This is a genomic window from Streptomyces sp. NPDC043996, assembly GCF_056435225.1.
Map to the genome: position 1 here is coordinate 216,408 of NZ_JBWKEY010000015.1, position 17,222 is coordinate 233,629.

General features: G+C 74.5%; 18 protein-coding genes. 6 read left to right on the forward strand and 12 right to left on the reverse strand.

Annotated features, from left to right (window positions below; all coding sequences use genetic code 11):
* Positions 1-48 precede the first annotated feature (48 nt).
* Positions 49-609, forward strand: a complete 561-nt coding sequence (locus AC07A4_RS33620; protein ID WP_478606138.1) for a PadR family transcriptional regulator — start codon at positions 49-51, stop codon at positions 607-609.
* Between the two features lie 38 nt (positions 610-647).
* Here the strand turns inward: AC07A4_RS33620 and AC07A4_RS33625 are convergent, their stop codons facing one another.
* The 5 genes from AC07A4_RS33625 to AC07A4_RS33645 form a co-directional block, all read right to left on the reverse strand.
* Positions 648-1,856: a serine hydrolase domain-containing protein gene (locus tag AC07A4_RS33625; protein ID WP_478606141.1), complete on the reverse strand. Its 1,209-nt coding sequence runs from the start codon at positions 1,854-1,856 to the stop codon at positions 648-650.
* 107 nt (positions 1,857-1,963) lie between these two features.
* Positions 1,964-3,154: a Gfo/Idh/MocA family protein gene (locus AC07A4_RS33630; RefSeq protein WP_478606144.1), complete on the reverse strand. Its 1,191-nt coding sequence runs from the start codon at positions 3,152-3,154 to the stop codon at positions 1,964-1,966.
* Positions 3,151-3,894 carry a sugar phosphate isomerase/epimerase family protein gene (locus AC07A4_RS33635; protein WP_478606146.1) on the reverse strand — a complete coding sequence of 248 codons (744 nt, stop codon included), beginning with the start codon at positions 3,892-3,894 and terminating at the stop codon, positions 3,151-3,153. Before AC07A4_RS33635 ends, AC07A4_RS33630 begins: the two co-directional genes overlap by 4 nt.
* 249 nt (positions 3,895-4,143) lie before the next feature.
* The gene (locus AC07A4_RS33640) at positions 4,144-4,650 is read right to left on the reverse strand and encodes a hypothetical protein (RefSeq protein WP_478606148.1); all 507 of its coding nucleotides are present in this window, start codon (positions 4,648-4,650) and stop codon (positions 4,144-4,146) included.
* 246 nt (positions 4,651-4,896) lie between these two features.
* Positions 4,897-5,838 carry a LysR family transcriptional regulator gene (locus tag AC07A4_RS33645; RefSeq protein WP_478606150.1) on the reverse strand — a complete coding sequence of 314 codons (942 nt, stop codon included), beginning with the start codon at positions 5,836-5,838 and terminating at the stop codon, positions 4,897-4,899.
* A 241-nt stretch (positions 5,839-6,079) separates the two neighbouring features.
* Between AC07A4_RS33645 and AC07A4_RS33650 the strand changes: the two genes are divergently transcribed.
* From AC07A4_RS33650 to AC07A4_RS33660, 3 genes are read left to right on the forward strand one after another with little or no spacing between them, the layout of a single operon-like run.
* Positions 6,080-6,775, forward strand: a complete 696-nt coding sequence (locus AC07A4_RS33650; RefSeq protein WP_478606152.1) for a type 1 glutamine amidotransferase domain-containing protein — start codon at positions 6,080-6,082, stop codon at positions 6,773-6,775.
* A gap of 2 nt (positions 6,776-6,777) precedes the next feature.
* Complete coding sequence (locus AC07A4_RS33655; protein ID WP_478606155.1) at positions 6,778-7,386, forward strand: TetR/AcrR family transcriptional regulator; 609 nt, start codon at positions 6,778-6,780, stop codon at positions 7,384-7,386.
* A 14-nt stretch (positions 7,387-7,400) separates the two neighbouring features.
* Positions 7,401-8,744 (forward strand): aldehyde dehydrogenase family protein, encoded by a 1,344-nt coding sequence (locus AC07A4_RS33660; protein ID WP_478606158.1) that lies wholly within the window; start codon positions 7,401-7,403, stop codon positions 8,742-8,744.
* Positions 8,745-8,796: 52 nt separating this feature from the next.
* Here AC07A4_RS33660 and AC07A4_RS33665 read toward each other — a convergent pair whose 3' ends face one another.
* Positions 8,797-9,249 (reverse strand): nuclear transport factor 2 family protein, encoded by a 453-nt coding sequence (locus AC07A4_RS33665; protein ID WP_478606160.1) that lies wholly within the window; start codon positions 9,247-9,249, stop codon positions 8,797-8,799.
* 152 nt (positions 9,250-9,401) lie between these two features.
* Here AC07A4_RS33665 and AC07A4_RS33670 point away from each other — a divergent pair, with 152 nt between their 5' ends.
* Both AC07A4_RS33670 and AC07A4_RS33675 read left to right on the forward strand, forming a co-directional pair.
* Entirely contained in the window at positions 9,402-9,974 is a 573-nt protein-coding gene (locus AC07A4_RS33670) for a PadR family transcriptional regulator (protein ID WP_478606163.1), read from the forward strand.
* Positions 9,975-10,026: 52 nt separating this feature from the next.
* On the forward strand, positions 10,027-11,685 hold the full coding sequence (locus AC07A4_RS33675; protein ID WP_478606166.1) for an amidase: 1,659 nt from the start codon (positions 10,027-10,029) through the stop codon (positions 11,683-11,685).
* A 25-nt stretch (positions 11,686-11,710) separates the two neighbouring features.
* Here AC07A4_RS33675 and AC07A4_RS33680 read toward each other — a convergent pair whose 3' ends face one another.
* The 6 genes from AC07A4_RS33680 to AC07A4_RS33705 all read right to left on the reverse strand — a co-directional run bounded on the left by AC07A4_RS33680 (position 11,711) and on the right by AC07A4_RS33705 (position 16,971).
* Positions 11,711-12,667 (reverse strand): fibronectin type III domain-containing protein, encoded by a 957-nt coding sequence (locus tag AC07A4_RS33680; protein ID WP_478606169.1) that lies wholly within the window; start codon positions 12,665-12,667, stop codon positions 11,711-11,713.
* A 197-nt stretch (positions 12,668-12,864) separates the two neighbouring features.
* Positions 12,865-13,353: a beta-class carbonic anhydrase gene (locus AC07A4_RS33685; protein ID WP_478606172.1), complete on the reverse strand. Its 489-nt coding sequence runs from the start codon at positions 13,351-13,353 to the stop codon at positions 12,865-12,867.
* Between the two features lie 177 nt (positions 13,354-13,530).
* Positions 13,531-13,941: a PTS-dependent dihydroxyacetone kinase phosphotransferase subunit DhaM gene (locus AC07A4_RS33690; protein WP_478606174.1), complete on the reverse strand. Its 411-nt coding sequence runs from the start codon at positions 13,939-13,941 to the stop codon at positions 13,531-13,533.
* Complete coding sequence (dhaL, locus tag AC07A4_RS33695) at positions 13,938-14,543, reverse strand: dihydroxyacetone kinase subunit DhaL (RefSeq protein ID WP_478606175.1); 606 nt, start codon at positions 14,541-14,543, stop codon at positions 13,938-13,940. The genes AC07A4_RS33690 and dhaL overlap by 4 nt, the downstream gene beginning before the upstream one ends.
* A gap of 64 nt (positions 14,544-14,607) precedes the next feature.
* Positions 14,608-15,600, reverse strand: a complete 993-nt coding sequence (gene dhaK, locus AC07A4_RS33700; protein WP_478606178.1) for a dihydroxyacetone kinase subunit DhaK — start codon at positions 15,598-15,600, stop codon at positions 14,608-14,610.
* Positions 15,601-15,834: 234 nt separating this feature from the next.
* A complete protein-coding gene (locus tag AC07A4_RS33705) occupies positions 15,835-16,971 on the reverse strand; it encodes an amidase domain-containing protein (protein ID WP_478606181.1) in 1,137 nt (378 codons plus the stop codon).
* Between the last annotated feature and the right edge of the window lie 251 nt (positions 16,972-17,222).

Consider the following 17,222-nt stretch of genomic DNA (forward strand, 5'->3'; position numbering starts at 1 on the left):
GGCGCGGCCGGACCCTCCCGGCCCGCCCGGCATCCTTAGGATGCCCGCATGTCACTCCCGCACGCGATCCTCACCGCCCTGCTCGAGAAGCCGTCCTCGGGCCTGGAGCTGACCCGCCGCTTCGACAAGTCGATCGGCTACTTCTGGTCGGCCACGCACCAGCAGATCTACCGGGAGCTCGGCAAGCTGGAGGGCGAGGGACTGATCCGCGCCCTGCCCGCCGCGCAGGCGAGCCGCGGCCAGAAGAAGGAGTACGAGGTGCTGCCCGCGGGCCGCGCCGAGCTGTCCCGGTGGACCGCCGCGAGCCAGGACCCCAAGCCGCTGCGTGACGTGCTGCTGCTGCGCCTGCGCGCGGCGGCCGTCGTCGGCACCGACGGCATCGAGGCGGAGCTGCGCCGCCATCTCGCCCTGCACCAGGGCCAGCTGGAGGAGTACGAGGCGATCGAGCGCCGCGACTTCCCGCCCGGCCGCGACGCCGTCGAGGACCGGCTGCGGCACGCGGTGCTGCGGGCCGGGATCGACCTGGAGACGTTCTGGACGCGGTGGCTTGAGCGGACGTTGGGGGAGTTGGGGCAGTTGGGGGAATCGGAGGGTCCTGAGAGGTCCTAGGGTCCTTCTGCTGGGCCTCCGCGGCGGCGCTCCGTCGGTCAGGTCTTCAGGAGGAGGGCGACGACGTGGCGCGCCAGGCCGAGGTCGGCGATCGTCCAGGCCCCCTTCCTGGTGCTGAAGTTGGTGTTCACGACGGCGAGGGCCCGGCCGTCCGGCGTCCGGGCGATCTCCGAGTAGGAGCCGCCGACCTGGCTCTGCCCGGTGTGCCAGGCGACGCCGTGCCCGCCCGCGCCGGGCTCGAGCGCCCAGCCGTATCCGTACGCGATCCCGTCGTCGCCGCCGCCTTCGCCGTCTTCGGACACGTGGGGCGTGAACAGCTTGCGGCGGGCGTCGGCGGTGAGGACCTCGTCCCCCGCGAGGGCCACGTGCCAGCGGAACAGGTCCGTCGCCGTGGAGAGGATGCCGCCGTTGCCGCGCAGGTTCCAGTACGGGCCGTCGGGTGCCCACGGCCGCCGGTGGGGGCGGCCCGCGGGCGCGCCCTCGTCGTCGTACTCGACGGCGACGTCCGTCTCGCGCCACCGTGGCCGGACGCAGCCGGTCTGGCTCATCCCCGCCGGGCGGAACAGGCGGTCGGCGAGACACTCCTCGTACGGCAGTCCCGACCGCTCCTCGATCACCGCGGCCAGCAGGCTGTACCCCAGGTTGGAGTAGTGGAACTCCCGGCCGGGCCGGGAGCGCAAGGAGGTGTCGGCAAGGGCCCGCAGCATGCGGGCGCGGGAGAGCGGGGCGAAGTCGTCTCCGTACCGCTCGGGCAGGAATTCCGGGAGTCCCGAGGTGTGGGTGAGCAGCTGGTGCACGGTGAGGGGCCGTTTGTCCGCGGGCAGCCCCGGCAGCAGGTCGCCGAGGCGGTCGCGCACGTGCAGCCGTCCCTCGGACTCGAGGCTCAGCACGGCGGCCGCGGTGAACTGCTTGGTGTTGGAGGCGATGTCGTACACCGTGCCGCGCCCGCAGCGGATGCGGCGGGCCCGGTCCGCGAGCCCGAAGCCCTCGGCGTACACGGGATCGGAGCCGCGGGCCGCGAGGACGGTGGCGCTCGCGCCCTTGGGCAGCGCCGCGGAGACCAGCGCGTGAACGCGGCGGCGGAGCACGTCACCGGAGCGGCGGCGCGCCGTGTCCGCCCGCGAGGAGCCGCAGGCCGCGCCTCCCGCAAGCGCGGGCACCAGGAGCGCCGCTCCCCGCACCAGCGCGCGCCGCTCCACCGCAACTCGCCCGAACGCCTTGGCCGTTGACGCGTCTGGCCGTGCCATCGGCCGCCCCCCCCATGTGCCGCTGGTCGCCGTGGAGGCCAGCATGACGCAGGGGGCGTGAAGGCGCGGTGAGGGCGGCCGCGTCCGGGGGCTCGTGGCGCCGGTGGCTAGGCCTCCAGGGGATCGAGCGTCACCGCTGTCGGGTCCCAGTCCTCGGGCAGCGGGGCCGGGGGCACGACCTGGGTCGGCAGCGGCGTGAACGCGGACCGGTGGGCGGACTCGGCGATCGCGGTCATGGCGTGGAGCACGTGCAGGGCGAGCGCGCCCGACGCCCGGTGCGTGCTGGACAGCTCCCGATGGGTGCCGGACGGCTCCTGCTGCGTGCCGGGCAGCTCCCGGGCCCCGCCGCCGACGCGCGTGCCCGCGCGGATCGCGCGGGCCATGTCCACGACGCCCAGGCCGCGGCCGTCCGTGCGTCCGTGGACGGGCAGTTCGCGCCAGGCGTCGCAGCCGTTGGGCCGCAGGCGCAGCGGGCCGCCGAAGGTGTTGGGGTCCGGCACGGCGAGGGTGCCCTCGGTGCCGGTGACCTCGAAGCGGACGCGCGGCAGGGAACTGTCGAAGCTGAACGTCGCGTTGGCGCTGGCGCCGGACGCGAAGGACAGGAGCGCGCTCACATGGGTCGGCACGTCCACCGGGAAGGACTGACCGGCCTTGGCGCCGGAGCCGACGGTGCGCCGCGCGCGGGCGCGGGCCGCCGTCGCCGCCACCCGCGCCACGCCGCCGAACAGGGCCACCAGGGAGGTCAGGTAGTACGGGCCGAGGTCGAACAGCGGCCCCGCGCCCGGCTGGTAGAAGAACGCCGGGTCCGGATGCCAGGACTCGGGGCCGAGGCTCTGCACCGCGGTGGTCGCCGCGACCGGCTCGCCGATGTGCCCCGCGCGGATGACCCGCAGCGCCGACTGGAGGCCCGCGCCGAGGAACGTGTCGGGCGCGCCGCCCACGAGGAGTCCGCGTTCGGAAGCGGTGGCGAGGAGCTTCTCGGCCTCGGCGGGTGAGGGCGTCAGGGGCTTCTCGCCGTACACGTGCTTGCCCGCGCGCAGTGCCGCCTCCGCGACCCGCGCGTGGGCGGCGGGCACGGTGAGGTTGACGACGAGTTCGACGTCCGGCTCGGCCAGGACGGTGGGCACGTCGCCGCTGAGCGGTATGCCGTGGGCACCGGCCGCGGCGGCCGCGCGCTCCAGGTCGAGGTCGGCGACCGCCACCAGGCGGACGTCGGGGCAGCGGCCGAGCGTGCGCAGGTACTCGGCGCTGATGACGCCCGCGCCGACCACGGCGACGCCGACCGGGCCCGTGCTCACGCCGTCTCCAGCGCGCTGACGTAGGCGCGGCTCGCGGCGAGCTCGCCGAGCAGGTCGCCCGCGCAGTCGTCGAACTCGACGATCCGCCAGGCCGCGGGCGCGGCGGCGAGGACCTCGGGCACCGGCATCGTGCCGCCGCCGACCGCGACGTTCGGGTCGTCCTTGGTGCCGGGGCCGTCCTTGAGGTGCAGGGCCTCCACGCGGCCGCCGAGGCGGCGGAGCAGGGCGGGCACGTCCGCGCCGCCGACCGCCGCCCAGTAGGTGTCGACCTCCAGGAACACCTCCGGGTCGAGCAGCTCGGCGAGGACGTCCAGGGCGTGGCGGTCCTCGACGCGTGGCTCCACCTCCCACCAGTGGTTGTGGTAGCCGAGCCGCAGTCCGTGCCGGGCCGCCTGCCGGGCCAGGGCGTTGAGGCGCTCGGCGACGCGGGCGAGGCCGTCGCGCGTCGTGAAGTCCTCGTGCGGGAATCCGGCGGGGACGACCGCGAGCGGGGTGCCGAGGGCGGCGACCGCGTCGAAGACGGGTCCCGGCTCCCCGGCGAGCGCGTGCCCGACGTGGGCGCCGGAGACGGTGAGCCCGAGGCCGTCGGCGAGGCGTCTGAGCCCCGGTGCGTCATCGGTGACGTCGAAGGCCTCCACCGCGCCGTATCCCATGGCCGCGAGGCGTTCCAGGGTCGCGGGGCGGTCGGCGGCGAGCTGGGCGCGGACGGAGTAGAGCTGGACGCTGAGCGGTCGTGACACGGAAGGGCCCCTCCCAGTCGGCTGGGAGGACCGTAAGGCGCGGGGGCGGCAGGGACAAGGGCACGCGGGCCCTGACGGAGGGGGCACGGTGTCGCTCGCGCACCGCCGCCGTCGCCCCGCGGGCTGCGGGGCGACGGCGGGGGCGGGACCGGGGCGCGGGCCCCGGTCCGGTAGGGCGGTCGGGCCGGGCCGTCGGGCCCGGCGGTTCGGGTGCGCCGGACCGGCTGTCCGGAGCGGAGGGGGCAGGTGTCAGTAGAGACGGCCGCGGACGGCACGGCGGCGCAGGTACCACGCGCCACCGACCGTGGCCGTGGCCACCAGGGCGCCGCCCGCCGCGAGCGTGAGCGTGCCGTAGTCCTCGACCGCGCCGCCGATGCCGCCGCGCACACCGCGCGCGGGAGCCGTCGTCGACGACGTCGTGGGCGCACCGGCGACGGTGACGCTCTGCGAGCCCGCCGAGGAACCGTCCTGACAGATCACCACGACCGTATGGCTCCCGGAAGTGACGTTCTGCCAGGAGGCGCTGCCGCCCGCCAGGGTCACCTGCCGGCCCTGGGCGAAGTTGGCCGCGCCGTTGCTCAGCAGCGCCGCCTTGCCGCCGTTGGGGCAGGCGGAGGTGGTGACCTGCACGACGTTGCCGTTGACGGTCACGCTGATCCCCGGTGCCGCGAGCGCCGCGGGGGCGGCAAGGGCCAGGGGGAGTGCGATGGCGGCGACGGTCAGTCCGGAGCGAAGGGATATCGGGTTCGTACGCATGAATCTGCCCTCCGGTGGCACGGGAGGCGGTACGTCCCGTGCGCCGCCGGTATGGGGAATCGCCCGTGCTACCTGACGACGAGCCAACGTGCCGTCAGGCGGTGCCGCATGCGGAGGGACGCCGGGCAGGTGACGGAGTCCTTCGTCCGGCCGAGTGCTGCGTCCGGTGCTGCGCCCGGCGCTTCGCCCGGCCGAGTGCTGAGGGGCCGTCAGCGGCACCCGGGGCCCGCTCGGCCTGGACCGGCGTCACCACGAGGGGGCCGTCTGGAGCAGTCGGTCGCGGACGACGAGGACGTGCGGGTTCTCCGGCCTGCCCGGGCGCTGCGCGAGATACCCGGTGTTGATCGGCGGGTCCTCGGGCAGCAGCAGCGGCACAAGCGCGCCGGACGCGAGCTCGTCCTGGCACAGATAGCGCGGAAGCACCGCCACGCCCGCCCCCGCCACGACCGCCGAGCGCACCCCGCGCAGGTCCGGCACGGTCATCGCGGGGCGCGCGGTGAGCCGCTCGCCGAACACGTGCCACCAGTAGCGGCGGGCGATCGGCAGGTCGTCGGCGTACGCGATGAGCGGCACCCCGCGCAGGGCGGCGGGTCCTTCGGCGGCGACCCGCTCCTGGCCGATCCGCCGCGCCCACGACGGGGCGGCGACCAGGACGAACTCCTCGTCGGCGAGCGGCACCGCGCTCAGCGTGCGCCCGCGCAGCCGCATCGTGGAGATCACCAGGTCGAAGCGGCCGCCGCGGAGCCCGTCGAGGAGCTCGTCGGTGAGCCCCAGGGTGACCCGCAGCCGTACGCCCTGGTCGGCGAGGGGCGCGAGGGCGGGAAGCACCCGGGCGCACAGGAGCTCGGCGGGCCCGGCCAGATGGACGGGGTCCGGGGCCTTCTCGGGGGCGAGGGGGCCGCGGTCGGCCACCGCGGCGAGGGCGTCGAGGGGGCCCGCGACCTGCGCGGCGAGTTCGTCGGCGACGGACGTCGGCACCGCGCCGCGCGGCCGCCGCTCGAACAGCTCCCGGCCCAGCTGCTGCTCCAGGGAGCGGACCTGCGTCGTCACCGTCGGCTGGGACAGGCCGAGCAGCCGTGCGGCCGCCGTGAAGGAGCCGGAGCGGTGCACCGCGAGGAACGTGCGCAGCAGCGACAGGTCGAGCGGGGCGCGCCGGGCACCCGAGCCATTGGAATCCCTATGGGGCATGTCGAGGAGTCTATTGGATCTCTATGGGGGAGGGGCCTACGGTCGACAGCGGAACGGGCTGACACTTCGCGTACGAAACGTCAGCGCGTCCACCGCGCGACACCACGGACACGTGGCACCGCGCATAGGCGGCACCACGGACACGCGGCACCACGCGTAGGCGACACCACGCATACGCGACACCCCACAGGCGCGCGACTGCACGCGCGCGCTCCCAGAGCGTGAGGAAAGAGGGACACCCATGGCGAAGATCCTGCTGGTCGTGACCGGCTCCGCCGTATGGACGCTGGCGGACGGCACCGCGCACCCGAGCGGATACTGGGCCGAGGAGGTCAGCGCCCCCTTCGAGGCCTTCACCGGCGCGGGCCACGAGGTGGTGGTGGCGACCCCCGGCGGCGTCCCGGCGCCCATGGACCCCGCGAGCCTCGCCCCCGAGCCGAACGGCGGCCAGGAGAACGCCGACGCGATCGCCGCCTCGCTGGCGCGCGTCCCCGGCCTCGACGCCCCGCTCGCCCTGGAGGACGTACGGCTCGACGAGTACGCCGCCGTCTTCTACCCCGGCGGCCACGGCCCGATGGAGGACCTCGCGGTCAACGCCGCGTCCGGCGCCCTGCTGGCCGGAGCGCTCGCGTCCGGCAGGCCGCTCGGCATCGTCTGCCACGGCCCCGCCGCGCTGCTCGCCACCGCGCTCTACGACAGCGCGTCGCCGTTCGCTGGCTACCGCGTGACCGCCTTCACCAACGCCGAGGAGACCCAGTCGGGCTTCGCGGAGCGGGCGCCGTGGCTGCTCCAGGACCGGCTCGTCGCGCTCGGCGTCGACTTCCAGGAAGGCGCCCCCTGGGCGCCGCACGTGGTCGTCGACCGCAACCTGTACACCGGTCAGAACCCGGCGTCGGCCGCGCCGCTGGCCGCCGAGATCGTCAAGGCCCTGGGCTGACCGTGGCCGCCGACCGCACCGCCGAGGTGCTCGACGCGACGTACACCTGCCTGAACAGGTACGGCGTGCGGCGCACCACGGTGGACGACATCGCGCGCGAGATGGGGGCGAGCCGGTCGGCGGTCTACCGGTACGTGCGCGGCAAGGACGACGCGGTCCGCAGGCTCGCCCGGCGGCTCCACGACCGGGCCGCCGAGCGGGCCGAGGCGGCCGCCGCGTCCGACGCGCCGCCCGCCGAGCGCGTCCACGGCATCCTGGCCGCGAAGCTGGACCTGGTCCTCGACCTCGCGGGCCGCTCGCCGCACGCCGTGGAACTCCTCGACCCGGGCGCGCGCCTGTCCGGCGACATCTGCGACGCGTTCACGGCCCGGCTGCGGACGCTCCTGACCGAACAGTTCCAGCGGGCCGGGGCGGCCGGGCGGTGCCAGGGGGCCGAGGACGCGGGCGCCCCGGCCGCCGCTGCCACCCCCGGGCAGGCCGCCGACATCTGCCTCGCGCTCGTCGTCGGCCTGCAGGCCGCGCCCGACGCGGCCCGCCTGCTCCGCCCCGCGACGGACGCCCTGCTCGCGGGGCTCCTGCCCGCCCCCGCCCCCCTGCCCCACCACCGCTGAAGACCGAGGACCGCATGAGCTCCACCGACACCCCCGCTGACGCGCCCGCCGAGATGGCGGCCGCCGTCGTCGCCCGCCTCCGCGCGACCTTCCGCTCCGGCCGCACCCGCCCCCTCGACTGGCGCGAGCGGCAGCTCACCCGGCTGCGGGCGCTGCTCACCGAGCACCGCGAGGACTTCGCCGACGCCCTCCACGCCGATCTCGGCAAGCCCCGCGCGGAGGCCTACCGCTCCGAAGTGGACTTCGCCGTACGCGAGATCGACCACACGCTGGAGCACCTCGACGAGTGGCTGCGCCCGCAACACGTCGACGTGAGCGGCGTCTTCGGCGCGGCCGCGAGCGCCGGGACGCGCTACGACCCGCTCGGCGTCGTACTGGTCATCGCGCCCTGGAACTACCCGGCCCAGCTGCTCCTCGTCCCCGTCGCCGGGGCCATCGCCGCGGGCAACGCCGTCGTCGCCAAGCCCAGCGAGCTGGCCCCGGCCACGTCCGCGCTGGTCGCCCGGCTGCTGCCGCGCTATCTGGACGCCGACGCCGTGGCGGTCGTCGAGGGCGCGGTACCGGAGACCACGGCGCTGCTCGCCGAGCGCTTCGACCACATCTTCTACACCGGCAACGGCGCCGTCGGCCGCGTCGTGATGCGCGCCGCCGCCGAGCATCTCACGCCCGTCACGCTCGAACTCGGCGGCAAGTCACCGGTGTTCGTCGACGCGGGCGTGGACGTAGGGGAGGTCGCCCGGCGCCTGGCGCGCGCCAAGTTCGCCAACGCGGGCCAGACCTGCGTGGCGCCCGACTACGTCCTCACCGACCCGGTCACCGCGCGGGCCCTGGAAGCCGCGCTCGCCGATGCCGTCCACGAGCTGTACGGCGCGGACCCGGCGGCGTCGGACGTCTACGGCCGCATCGTCAACGAACGGCACTTCGACCGGGTGTCCGCGCTGCTCGGCTCTGGCCGCGTGGTGACCGGCGGGCACACGGACCGGGCCGCGAAGTACATCGCGCCGACCGTCCTCGCGGGCGTGCGGCCCGACGAGCCGGTCATGCGCGAGGAGATCTTCGGCCCGGTGCTGCCGATCGTCGAGGTCGAAGGGCTCGACGAGGCGATCGCGTTCATCAACGACCGGGACAAGCCGCTCGCCCTGTACGCCTTCACCGAATCGGCGGCGCACCGTGAGCGGATCGCCGCGGAGACCTCGTCGGGCGGCCTCGGCTTCGGCCTCCCGATGGCGCACCTCGCCGTCCCCGAGCTGCCGTTCGGCGGCGTCGGCGAGAGCGGCATGGGCGCCTACCACGGCCCGCACTCGATCGCGGTCTTCAGCCACCGCAAGGCCCGCCTGGACGTGCCGCTCGGCTCCTAAGACGGCCCCTAAGACGGCTCCTAAGACGGCTCCTGAGGCGTCTGGTGAGGCGTCAGGACCCCTCGGGCAGCGGCGGCACCAGGCCGTCGGCGACGAGCCCCGCGTACACCGCGCGCCCGAGGGACTGCACCGCGGACTGCGGCCGCACCATCACCGTGAACTCCTTGATCCGGCCGTCCTCGTGCAGATGGAGCAGGTCGATGCCGTGGATCTCATGGCCGTCGACGGTCGCCCGGAACAGAAGCACGACCGAGGGGGCCTCGCCGCCGTCGGCGCTCGTCTGCGACGTGCCCTCGAAGGACCCGACGTACCGGAAGTCCTCGAAGGTGCGCAGCAGCACGCCGAACAGGCCGAGCACCATCTCGCGGCCCTCGAAGGGCCGGAACTTCACCGGGCTGTAGAGGCGGACGTCGGCGGTGAACAGCTCTTCGAGCGCGGCGAGGTCGCGCTTCTCGACGGCCTCGCGGAAGCGGTCGGCGGCCGGGGCGAGGGGGGTTTGAGCCATGGTGGTCCTCCTGGGCGGGTGGCGACTGCGCCGGTGTCTCGTGCTCATCCGTACATAGTCAAGAATATGACTACTCAGATTCTTGACTATGATGGCGGAGCGGGGCGCGGAACGGAAGGCCCCCGGGGACGGGCGAGAGGAAGGGCGCGGCCATGGCCTTGCGGCACGCGGTGCTCGCGGCGCTGCTCGACGGCGAGTTCAGCGGCTACCAGCTGGCGAAGGGCTTCGACATCGGCGTCGCCAACTTCTGGCACGCGCTTCCGCAGCAGCTGTACGCCGAGCTGTCCCGGCTCGAAGGGGACGGCCTGGTCACCGGGCGCGAGGTGGTGCAGGACGGGCGCCCGAACAAACGGCTGTTCACGGTGACGGACGCGGGCCTCGCGGAACTGGAGCGGTTCGCGGCGGACACCGCGAAGCCGTCCTTCATCCGCGACGACCTGCTGGTCAAGGTGCAGGCCGTGGACGGCGTCGACGCGGCGCCCGTGATCGCGCAGCTGCGCGAGCGCGCGGCCGTCGCCGAGGCCAAGACCGAGGTCCTGGGCGCGCTCCTGAAGCGGCTGCGGGGCGAAAGCGACGAGGACGCGTTCCTGCGCACCGGGCGGCGGATCGGCCCGTATCTGACCTGTCTGCGCGGGCTCGCCTTCGAGCGGGAGACGCGGGAGTGGTGCCTGCGCGCGGCGGATCTGCTCGACCGGCGCGCGGCGGCTGCCCGGGGGCGTGCCTGAACCGCCCTTGCGTGGGACGCGCGCGTGTAGTGCGCTAGGCCCCATGTGGACCATGAGGAGCGCGAGAGACACGAAGGCCCCGGTGACGCCCGGGAGTTCGCGGACGGCCGCCCGGGCCGACTTGAGGGGCGCACGGCGGGCGGGCGTCGCGACCGTGACCGCGGCCCTGGTCGCGGGCACGCTCTGCGCGGGGGCGCCGAGCCCCCGCGCACAGGCCGCCGAGAACGGAGGCCGGGCCGCGGCCACCGGACTCGGGCTCGACCTGGACACGGTGACCATCCCGGAGCTGCAGGCCCGCATGGCGGACGGCTCCCTGACCCCGACGCGTCTGACGGCCGCCTATCTGCGCCGGATCGACCGGATCGACCCGAAGATCAACGCGGTCCTGCGCACCGACCCGACGGCCCGGCGCCAGGCCGCCGCCAGCGACGCCCGGCACCGCGAGGGGCGCGCCCGCGGCCCCCTCGACGGCATCCCCGTCCTCATCAAGGACAACGTGGACACCCGCGGCCTGCCCACGACGGCCGGTTCGCTGGCCCTCGCCGGGCGGGCGCCGGACGCGGACGCCCCGCTCGTCAAGCGGCTGCGGAAGGCCGGAGCGGTGATCCTCGGCAAGACCAACCTCTCCGAGTGGGCGAACTTCCGCGCCGCGAAGCCGACGTCGGGCTGGTCGGCGGTGGGCGGGCAGACCCATAACCCGTACGTCCTCGACCGCAACCCCTGCGGCTCCTCCGCCGGTTCGGGCGCCGCCCTCGCCGCGTCCCTGGCGCAGGTCGCGATCGGCACCGAGACGGACGGCTCCATCGTGTGCCCGGCCGGGATGAACGGCGTGGTGGGCCTCAAGCCCAGCCTCGGCCTGGTCAGCCAGGCCGGAGTGGTGCCGATCTCCGCCGAGCAGGACACCGCGGGCCCGATGGCGCGCAACGTCGTCGACACCGCGCTCACCCTCGCGGTCCTGAGCGGCGGTAAGCCGGGCCGCGCGGACGCGCGGCCGTCCGGCACGGTGATCCGCCCGGGGAGCCTGCGCGGCAAGCGGATCGGCCTGTGGCGGCTGCCCTCGCTCGGGCCCGACGTGGACGCCGTGATGACGCGCACCGCGAAGAGGCTGCGGGCCGCGGGCGCCGTCGTCATCGAGGTGACGCCCCCGTACCAGGCGCGCATCGCCGAACTCGAGTTCCCGGCGCTGCTCAGCGAGTTCCACCGCGACATCGACGCCTACCTCGCCACCCGCGAGGGCCCGCGCGACCTCGCCGGGCTCATCGAGTTCAACCGCTCCCACCCCGAGGAGCGGACCTGCTTCGAGGGCCAGGAGCTGTTCGAGCAGGCGCTCGCGGCGCCGCCCACCACCGACCCCGCCTACCGGGCCATGCGCGCCGAGCTGAAGGACCTCTCCCGGCGCTCCATCGACGAGACCATGGCCGCCCACCGCCTGGACGCCATCGCCTCGCCGACGAACCCGCCCGCCTGGACGACCGACTGCGTGCGCGGCGACAACGACATCATCCCGTCCTCCACGCCCGCCGCCGTCTCCGGATACCCGTCCCTTTCGGTGCCCGCCGGTTCCGTGGGCGAACTGCCCGTCGGCGTGCTCCTGATGGCCGGAGACCACCAGGACACGGCTCTCCTGTCGCTCGGCGCGGCGGTGGAGCAGCGCCTCGCCGCCTGGCGCGCCCCGCGCTACCTGCCGACCACCGGGCCGGGCGCCCGCTGAGAGGGGGCGCGGTCACCGGGCGCGCTCAGCGCGTGGTGACCGCGCGCTCCGCCGAGTAGCCGCCCCACGTGCCGTCGGGCAGCTTCGCGCGCAGCTTCACGCGGTGCGTGACGCCGGACTCCCGGCCCACGTAGAAGCTGTGCTTGGAGCGGCCCTTGGGGACCGTGCCGCCGAAGACCAGCGAGGTGGTGCTGCGGCCGTCGAGCCGGATCTGATACTCCGTCACCGCGCCGCCGGTGCCCGGCGGCTGCCAGGACAGGTCGACGTAGTGGGCCCCGTCCTTGCGGTGCGTGCTCGCGCGGAAGTCCGCGGGGGCGGTGCCGCGGCCGCTGTCGTTCCCGGCGGCGGTGGTGACGCGCGCGGCGGGGCTCGCGGCGGAGAAGTTGTCGGCGGCGTCGCGCGCCTTGACCGTGAAGGTGTACGTGGTGCCCGGCCGCAGCCCCGAGATCAGCGTGCCGGTGACGCCGCCGCCCACACTGTGGATCTTCGAGCCGCCTTGGTAGATCTCGTACGAGGCCACGCCGCGGTTGTCCTTGGCCGTGCCCCAGGACAGCGTCGCCGCGTGCCCGCCCTCGGCCTTGGCGCGCAGCGTGCGCGGGCGCGAGGGCGCCTTGCCGTCGGCGGTGACCGCGGCGGGCGTGGTGACCGTCAGGCGCTTGCTGTCCGGGCTGACGTTCCCGTCGTCGTCGCGGGCGCGGACGGTGAAGGTGTACGTGACGGACGGCTTGAGGCCGGTGACGTCGACCATGTGCTGGTCGGCGGGGACGCGCTTGACGCGGGTGGCGTCCCGGTAGACGTCGTACCCGCTGAGCTCGGGGCCGCCCGCCGCCCTGTTCCACATGACGTGCACGGACGTGGCGCTGCCCGCCTGCGCGGTGACCCCGCGCGGCGGCTGCGGCGGCTGCGAGCCCGCGCTCTCCCCGCCGCCCCAGGCGCAGGAGCTCAGGAGGCAGGCGGCGGTGACGGTGAGAGAGGCGGCCATCGGGCGCGTGGGGAGCGGGCGCGTGTGGGGGGTCCGTCGCACGGCTGTGCCTTCCACTGAACGGAAATTGGTCCGGACCAATGTGGCAGTGGTGGCGGGGTCACATCAAGACACGCGCACGCACGACACGCCGCCGATGGCACTCCCGGCGGCGCGGACACCCGGCGGCCGCGCCCGGCCGCCGGGTGTCCCGCCGCCTACTTCACCTCGTGGAGACGGCCCGTCGCGACGTCGAAGACGAAGCCGCGGACGCGGTCGGTGTGCGGCACGAACGGGTTGGCGGTGATCCGCCGCACGGACTGGCGCACGTCGTCCTCCAGGTCCTCGAAGGCCTCCGCGGCCCACGGCGGGCGGATGCCGGTCTCCCGCTCGATCTGCCGCTTGAAGCCGTCGTCGGTGAAGGTGAGCATGCCGCAGTCGGTGTGGTGGATCAGGATGATCTCCCGCGTGCCCAGCAGGCGTTGGCTGATGGCGAGGGACCTGATCGCGTCGTCGGTGACGGCTCCGCCCCCGTTGCGGATGACATGGGCCTCGCCCTCCTTGAGCCCCAGGATCGCGTACACGTTCAACCGCGCGTCCATGCACGCCACGACGGCCAGGTGCCGGGACGGCGGCAGGGGGAGAGGGCCGGTGAACGACTCGGTGTAGAGGTGGTTGTTGGCCAGGTACTCATCGGTCACGGACATGATGTCCCGCCTTCTGGTGCCGCCGGGACCCGGTGGCCCCGGAACTCGTCGCTCGGCACGGTAGTGACCGCGAGGGGCACGCGGAAGGCGCGGGCCGCTGCGGCCGCGGACCCGTGACGCGTCCGCGACGTTCCCCGGGTGCCGGGCCCGCGCCGCGTGGCGGCGACGCGCACGGGCTCACACCTTCCGGTAGTCGTACGCCTCCCGCGCCGCCGCGGCCACGGCGGTGAGGTCGGCGCCCGCCGACGCCGTCACGACCGCGGCGACGGCGCCCTCCACGAACGGGGCGTCCACCAGGCGGGCGCCTTCGGGGAGTTCGTCGCCCTCGGCGATGAGCGCCTTGACGGTGAGGACGGCGCTGCCCAGGTCCGCGAGGACGGCGACGCCCGCCCCCTGGTCGACGCGGTGGGCGGCGGCCGCGATGAGGCCGGAGCTGGTGCCGAGGCCGCCGTCCTCGGTGCCGCCCGCCGCCGCCACGGGGGCCGAGCCGCCGCCCGCGAGGCCCTGGGCGAGGACCGCCACTGACTCCGCGACCGGGCCGCTGTGCGAGACCAGCACGATGCCCACGCGCGGGGCGGCGCCACTCACGCGGACTCCTCGGCCGTGTCGGCCAGCGCCTCGAACAGCAGGGCCGATGACGCCGCCCCGGGGTCCTGGTGGCCGACGCTGCGCTCGCCCAGATAGCTCGCCCTGCCCTTGCGGGCCCGCAACGGGGTCGTCGCGAGGGCGCCTTGGAGGGCCGCTTCACGGGCCGCCGCGAACGACGTGGACAGCGCGTCGACCGCGGGCACGAGCGCGTCGAGCATGGTCTTGTCGCCGGGCGCGGACCCGCCGAGCGTGGCGACCGCCGCGACCCCGGCCCGCAGCGCCTCGGCGAACTCGGCCTCGCTGACCTCGGGCGCGTCGCCGAGCGCCTTGCCCGTGCGGCGCAGCAGCGTGCCGTACAGCGGTCCGGACGCGCCGCCGACGGTGGAGATCAACCGCCGTCCCGCGAGCGTGAGGACCGCGCCCGGGGTGTCCGGGGCCTCCTCCTCCAGCGTGGCGGCCACGGCGGTGAAGCCGCGCTGGAGGTTGCTGCCGTGGTCGGCGTCGCCGATGGGCGAGTCCAACTCGGTGAGCCGGTCCGCCTCGCGGTCCACGGCCGCGGCGGCGGCCGTCAGCCAGCGGCGGAAGAATTCGGCGTTGAGCACGGGATCTCCTTGCGTCGGGGTGGTTCTGTGCCTGAGCGTGACCCGCGGGGGCGGAACGGCCGGGTCACATGCCCCAGCGCAGGGCGGGCGTGCGGACCGGGGCGTCCCACAGGCGCAGCAGCTCCTCGTCGATCTGACACAGCGTCACCGAGGCGCCCGCCATGTCCAGGGAGGTCACGTAGTCGCCGACGAGGGTGCGGGCCACGGGCACGCCGCGTTCGCCGAGGACGCGCTGCACCTCCGCGTTGAATCCGTACAGCTCCAGGAGCGGCGTCGCGCCCATGCCGTTGACGAGGACGAGGACCGGGTCGCGCGGATCGAGGTCCGTGAGGATCGCGTCCACGGCGAAGTCGGCGATCTCGCGGGAGGTCATCATCGCGCGCCGCTCACGCCCCGGCTCGCCGTGGATGCCGACGCCCAACTCCAGCTCACCGGCGGGCAGGTCGAACGTGGGGGAGCCCTTCGCGGGCGTGGAGCAGGCGCTCAGGGCGACGCCGAAGCTGCGGGAGTTGTCGTTGACGCGCCGGGCGATCGCCTCGACGCGCTCCAGCGGCAGGCCCGCCTCGGCGGCCGCGCCCGCGAGTTTCTCCACGAAGAGCGTCGCCCCGGTGCCGCGGCGGCCCGCGGTGTAGAGGCTGTCGGTGACCGCCACGTCGTCGTTGACGAGCACCTTGGCGACCTGGATGCCCTCGTCCTCGGCGAGTTCGGCGGCCATGTCGAAGTTGAGGACGTCACCGGTGTAGTTCTTCACGACGAACAGCACGCCCGCGCCGCTGTCCACCGCGGCCGCCGCCCGCACGATCTGGTCCGGCACGGGCGAGGTGAACACCTCACCAGGACACGCGGCCGACAGCATCCCCGGCCCCACGAACCCGCCGTGCAGCGGCTCGTGCCCCGAACCGCCACCGGAGACCAGGGCGACCTTGCCCGCCACCGGCGCGTCCGCGCGGACGATCACCCGGTTGTCGACGTCCACGGTCAGCTCCGGGTGGGCGGTGGCCATCCCCCGGAGCGCGTCCGCGACCACGGTCTCCGCCACGTTGATGAGCATCTTCACGGGTGCCTCCTGGAGAGATGGGCAGGTCCGCCCCTGAAAGCTTCGGTGACGGCTCGTCAGGTTCTCCGGGTCACCGATGGCGAGACGGCTGGGACCGCTGTCGACGCCAGTATCGACCTTGTGGCAGCGCGGGTCACGCGTGCGGATGCCTGCTCATGGCCGTGTCGCGGGCGGTGCCGGAGGCCCTCTCCCTCCGGCCGGTGGTCCGCCGGAGGGAGAGGGCCCGCGGCGCCGTCAGGTGCGGTAGGCGAAGTAACGCGCCGTGGGGTGCGACGCGATGACGCTCGCGAGCGACCTTCGGTAGGTGTCGTTGGAGTGGTACGTGAGGTACGGCATGCCCCGGCTGTCGCGGTAGGTCACCAGCATGGAGTGGTCCTTGGAGCCGTTCTTGTCGAAGTCCGCCTGGAGGACGTCGCCGACGTCCAGTTGGTAGACGTTCGCCAGGTTCGGGGCCCGCCGGTTGGACAGCGTGAACCAGGACCATTCGTTGGTGCCGATCCAGGAGGCGCTCTGGCGTGTGCCGTCGTGCCACCAGTTCCGGTAGTCGGAGGCGGAGCCGGGAACGTTCTTCCAGCCGCCCGCCCTGAGGGCCTGGCTGAGGAAGTTGGTGCAGTCGCCGCCCGCCCCGTTGAAACGCCCGTACGCCGGGTTGTAATTGCGCCAGTACTTCTCCGCGTACCGCGCCATGGCGGAGTAGTCGTAGGCGCCGCCGGACTTCCTCGGCGTCGGCCTGGTGGGGTACTTCGTCGAGGCGGGCGTGCCGTCCGGGTACTGCTTGCCGTCGTCCTTGACGGTCGCCGTCCGGGCCGCGGCCGGTTCGCCCACCGCGACGGGGCCGCTGTCCCGCGAGGTGATCGAGGTGAGCTCCCAGGCGCCGCCCTTCCCGTTCGTGAGCTTGAGCTCCTGGCGCGTCGAGAAGGCGGTGGACTTGGGTTCGTCGCCGCGGAGCTTCTTGTACGTGAGCGTCGACTCCGCGGTGACCTGGACGGTCGCCGTCCCCTTGGAGATCGTGGCGCGGTCCACGACGACGCGGGTGGCCGCGTCCGTGTAGGCCTCGCCGAGCGCCAGCAGCCTGGACTTGCGTGACCTCAGGGTCCGGAGGGCGGTGTCCTCGTCCTTTTTGAGCCGGTCGGACATGCGCGGCGTGGAAGCGCCGTCGCGCGGGGCGGCGTGCCCCTCGACCAGGGTCTGGGCGCGCCGGGAAAGGACGTCCTCGGCGATGCGGGCGAAGGCGGCGACCGTCGCGCGGTCGGCCTCGCGGGGCTTGCCGTGGGGGGTACCCGCGTGCGCGGAGTACGCGAGCGTGGAGCCGGACAGCACGGCCGTGGTCAGACCGGCGATGACCGCGGGTCTGTATCTCTTGGATATCACTCGGTTTCCTCTTTTGTCGCCCGGCCGATCATGGCCGGGGGACGGAATAGTCGCACAACTCCGCGCCCTTGTTGAGCTGTTCGTTCCGCGAAAGTTCCGCGGGGGCTCCGCGGGCCGCCGGGCACCGGCCCCACCTCCCGGCCTGTCCCGCTTCCCGTGCCTTTAGGGTGTGCGCAAAAGGTGGCAGAGGAGGCATGCGGGGTGGGTGGGCGCAGTGCGGCCGCGGCAGACAGACCGGGGGGCCGACGGGC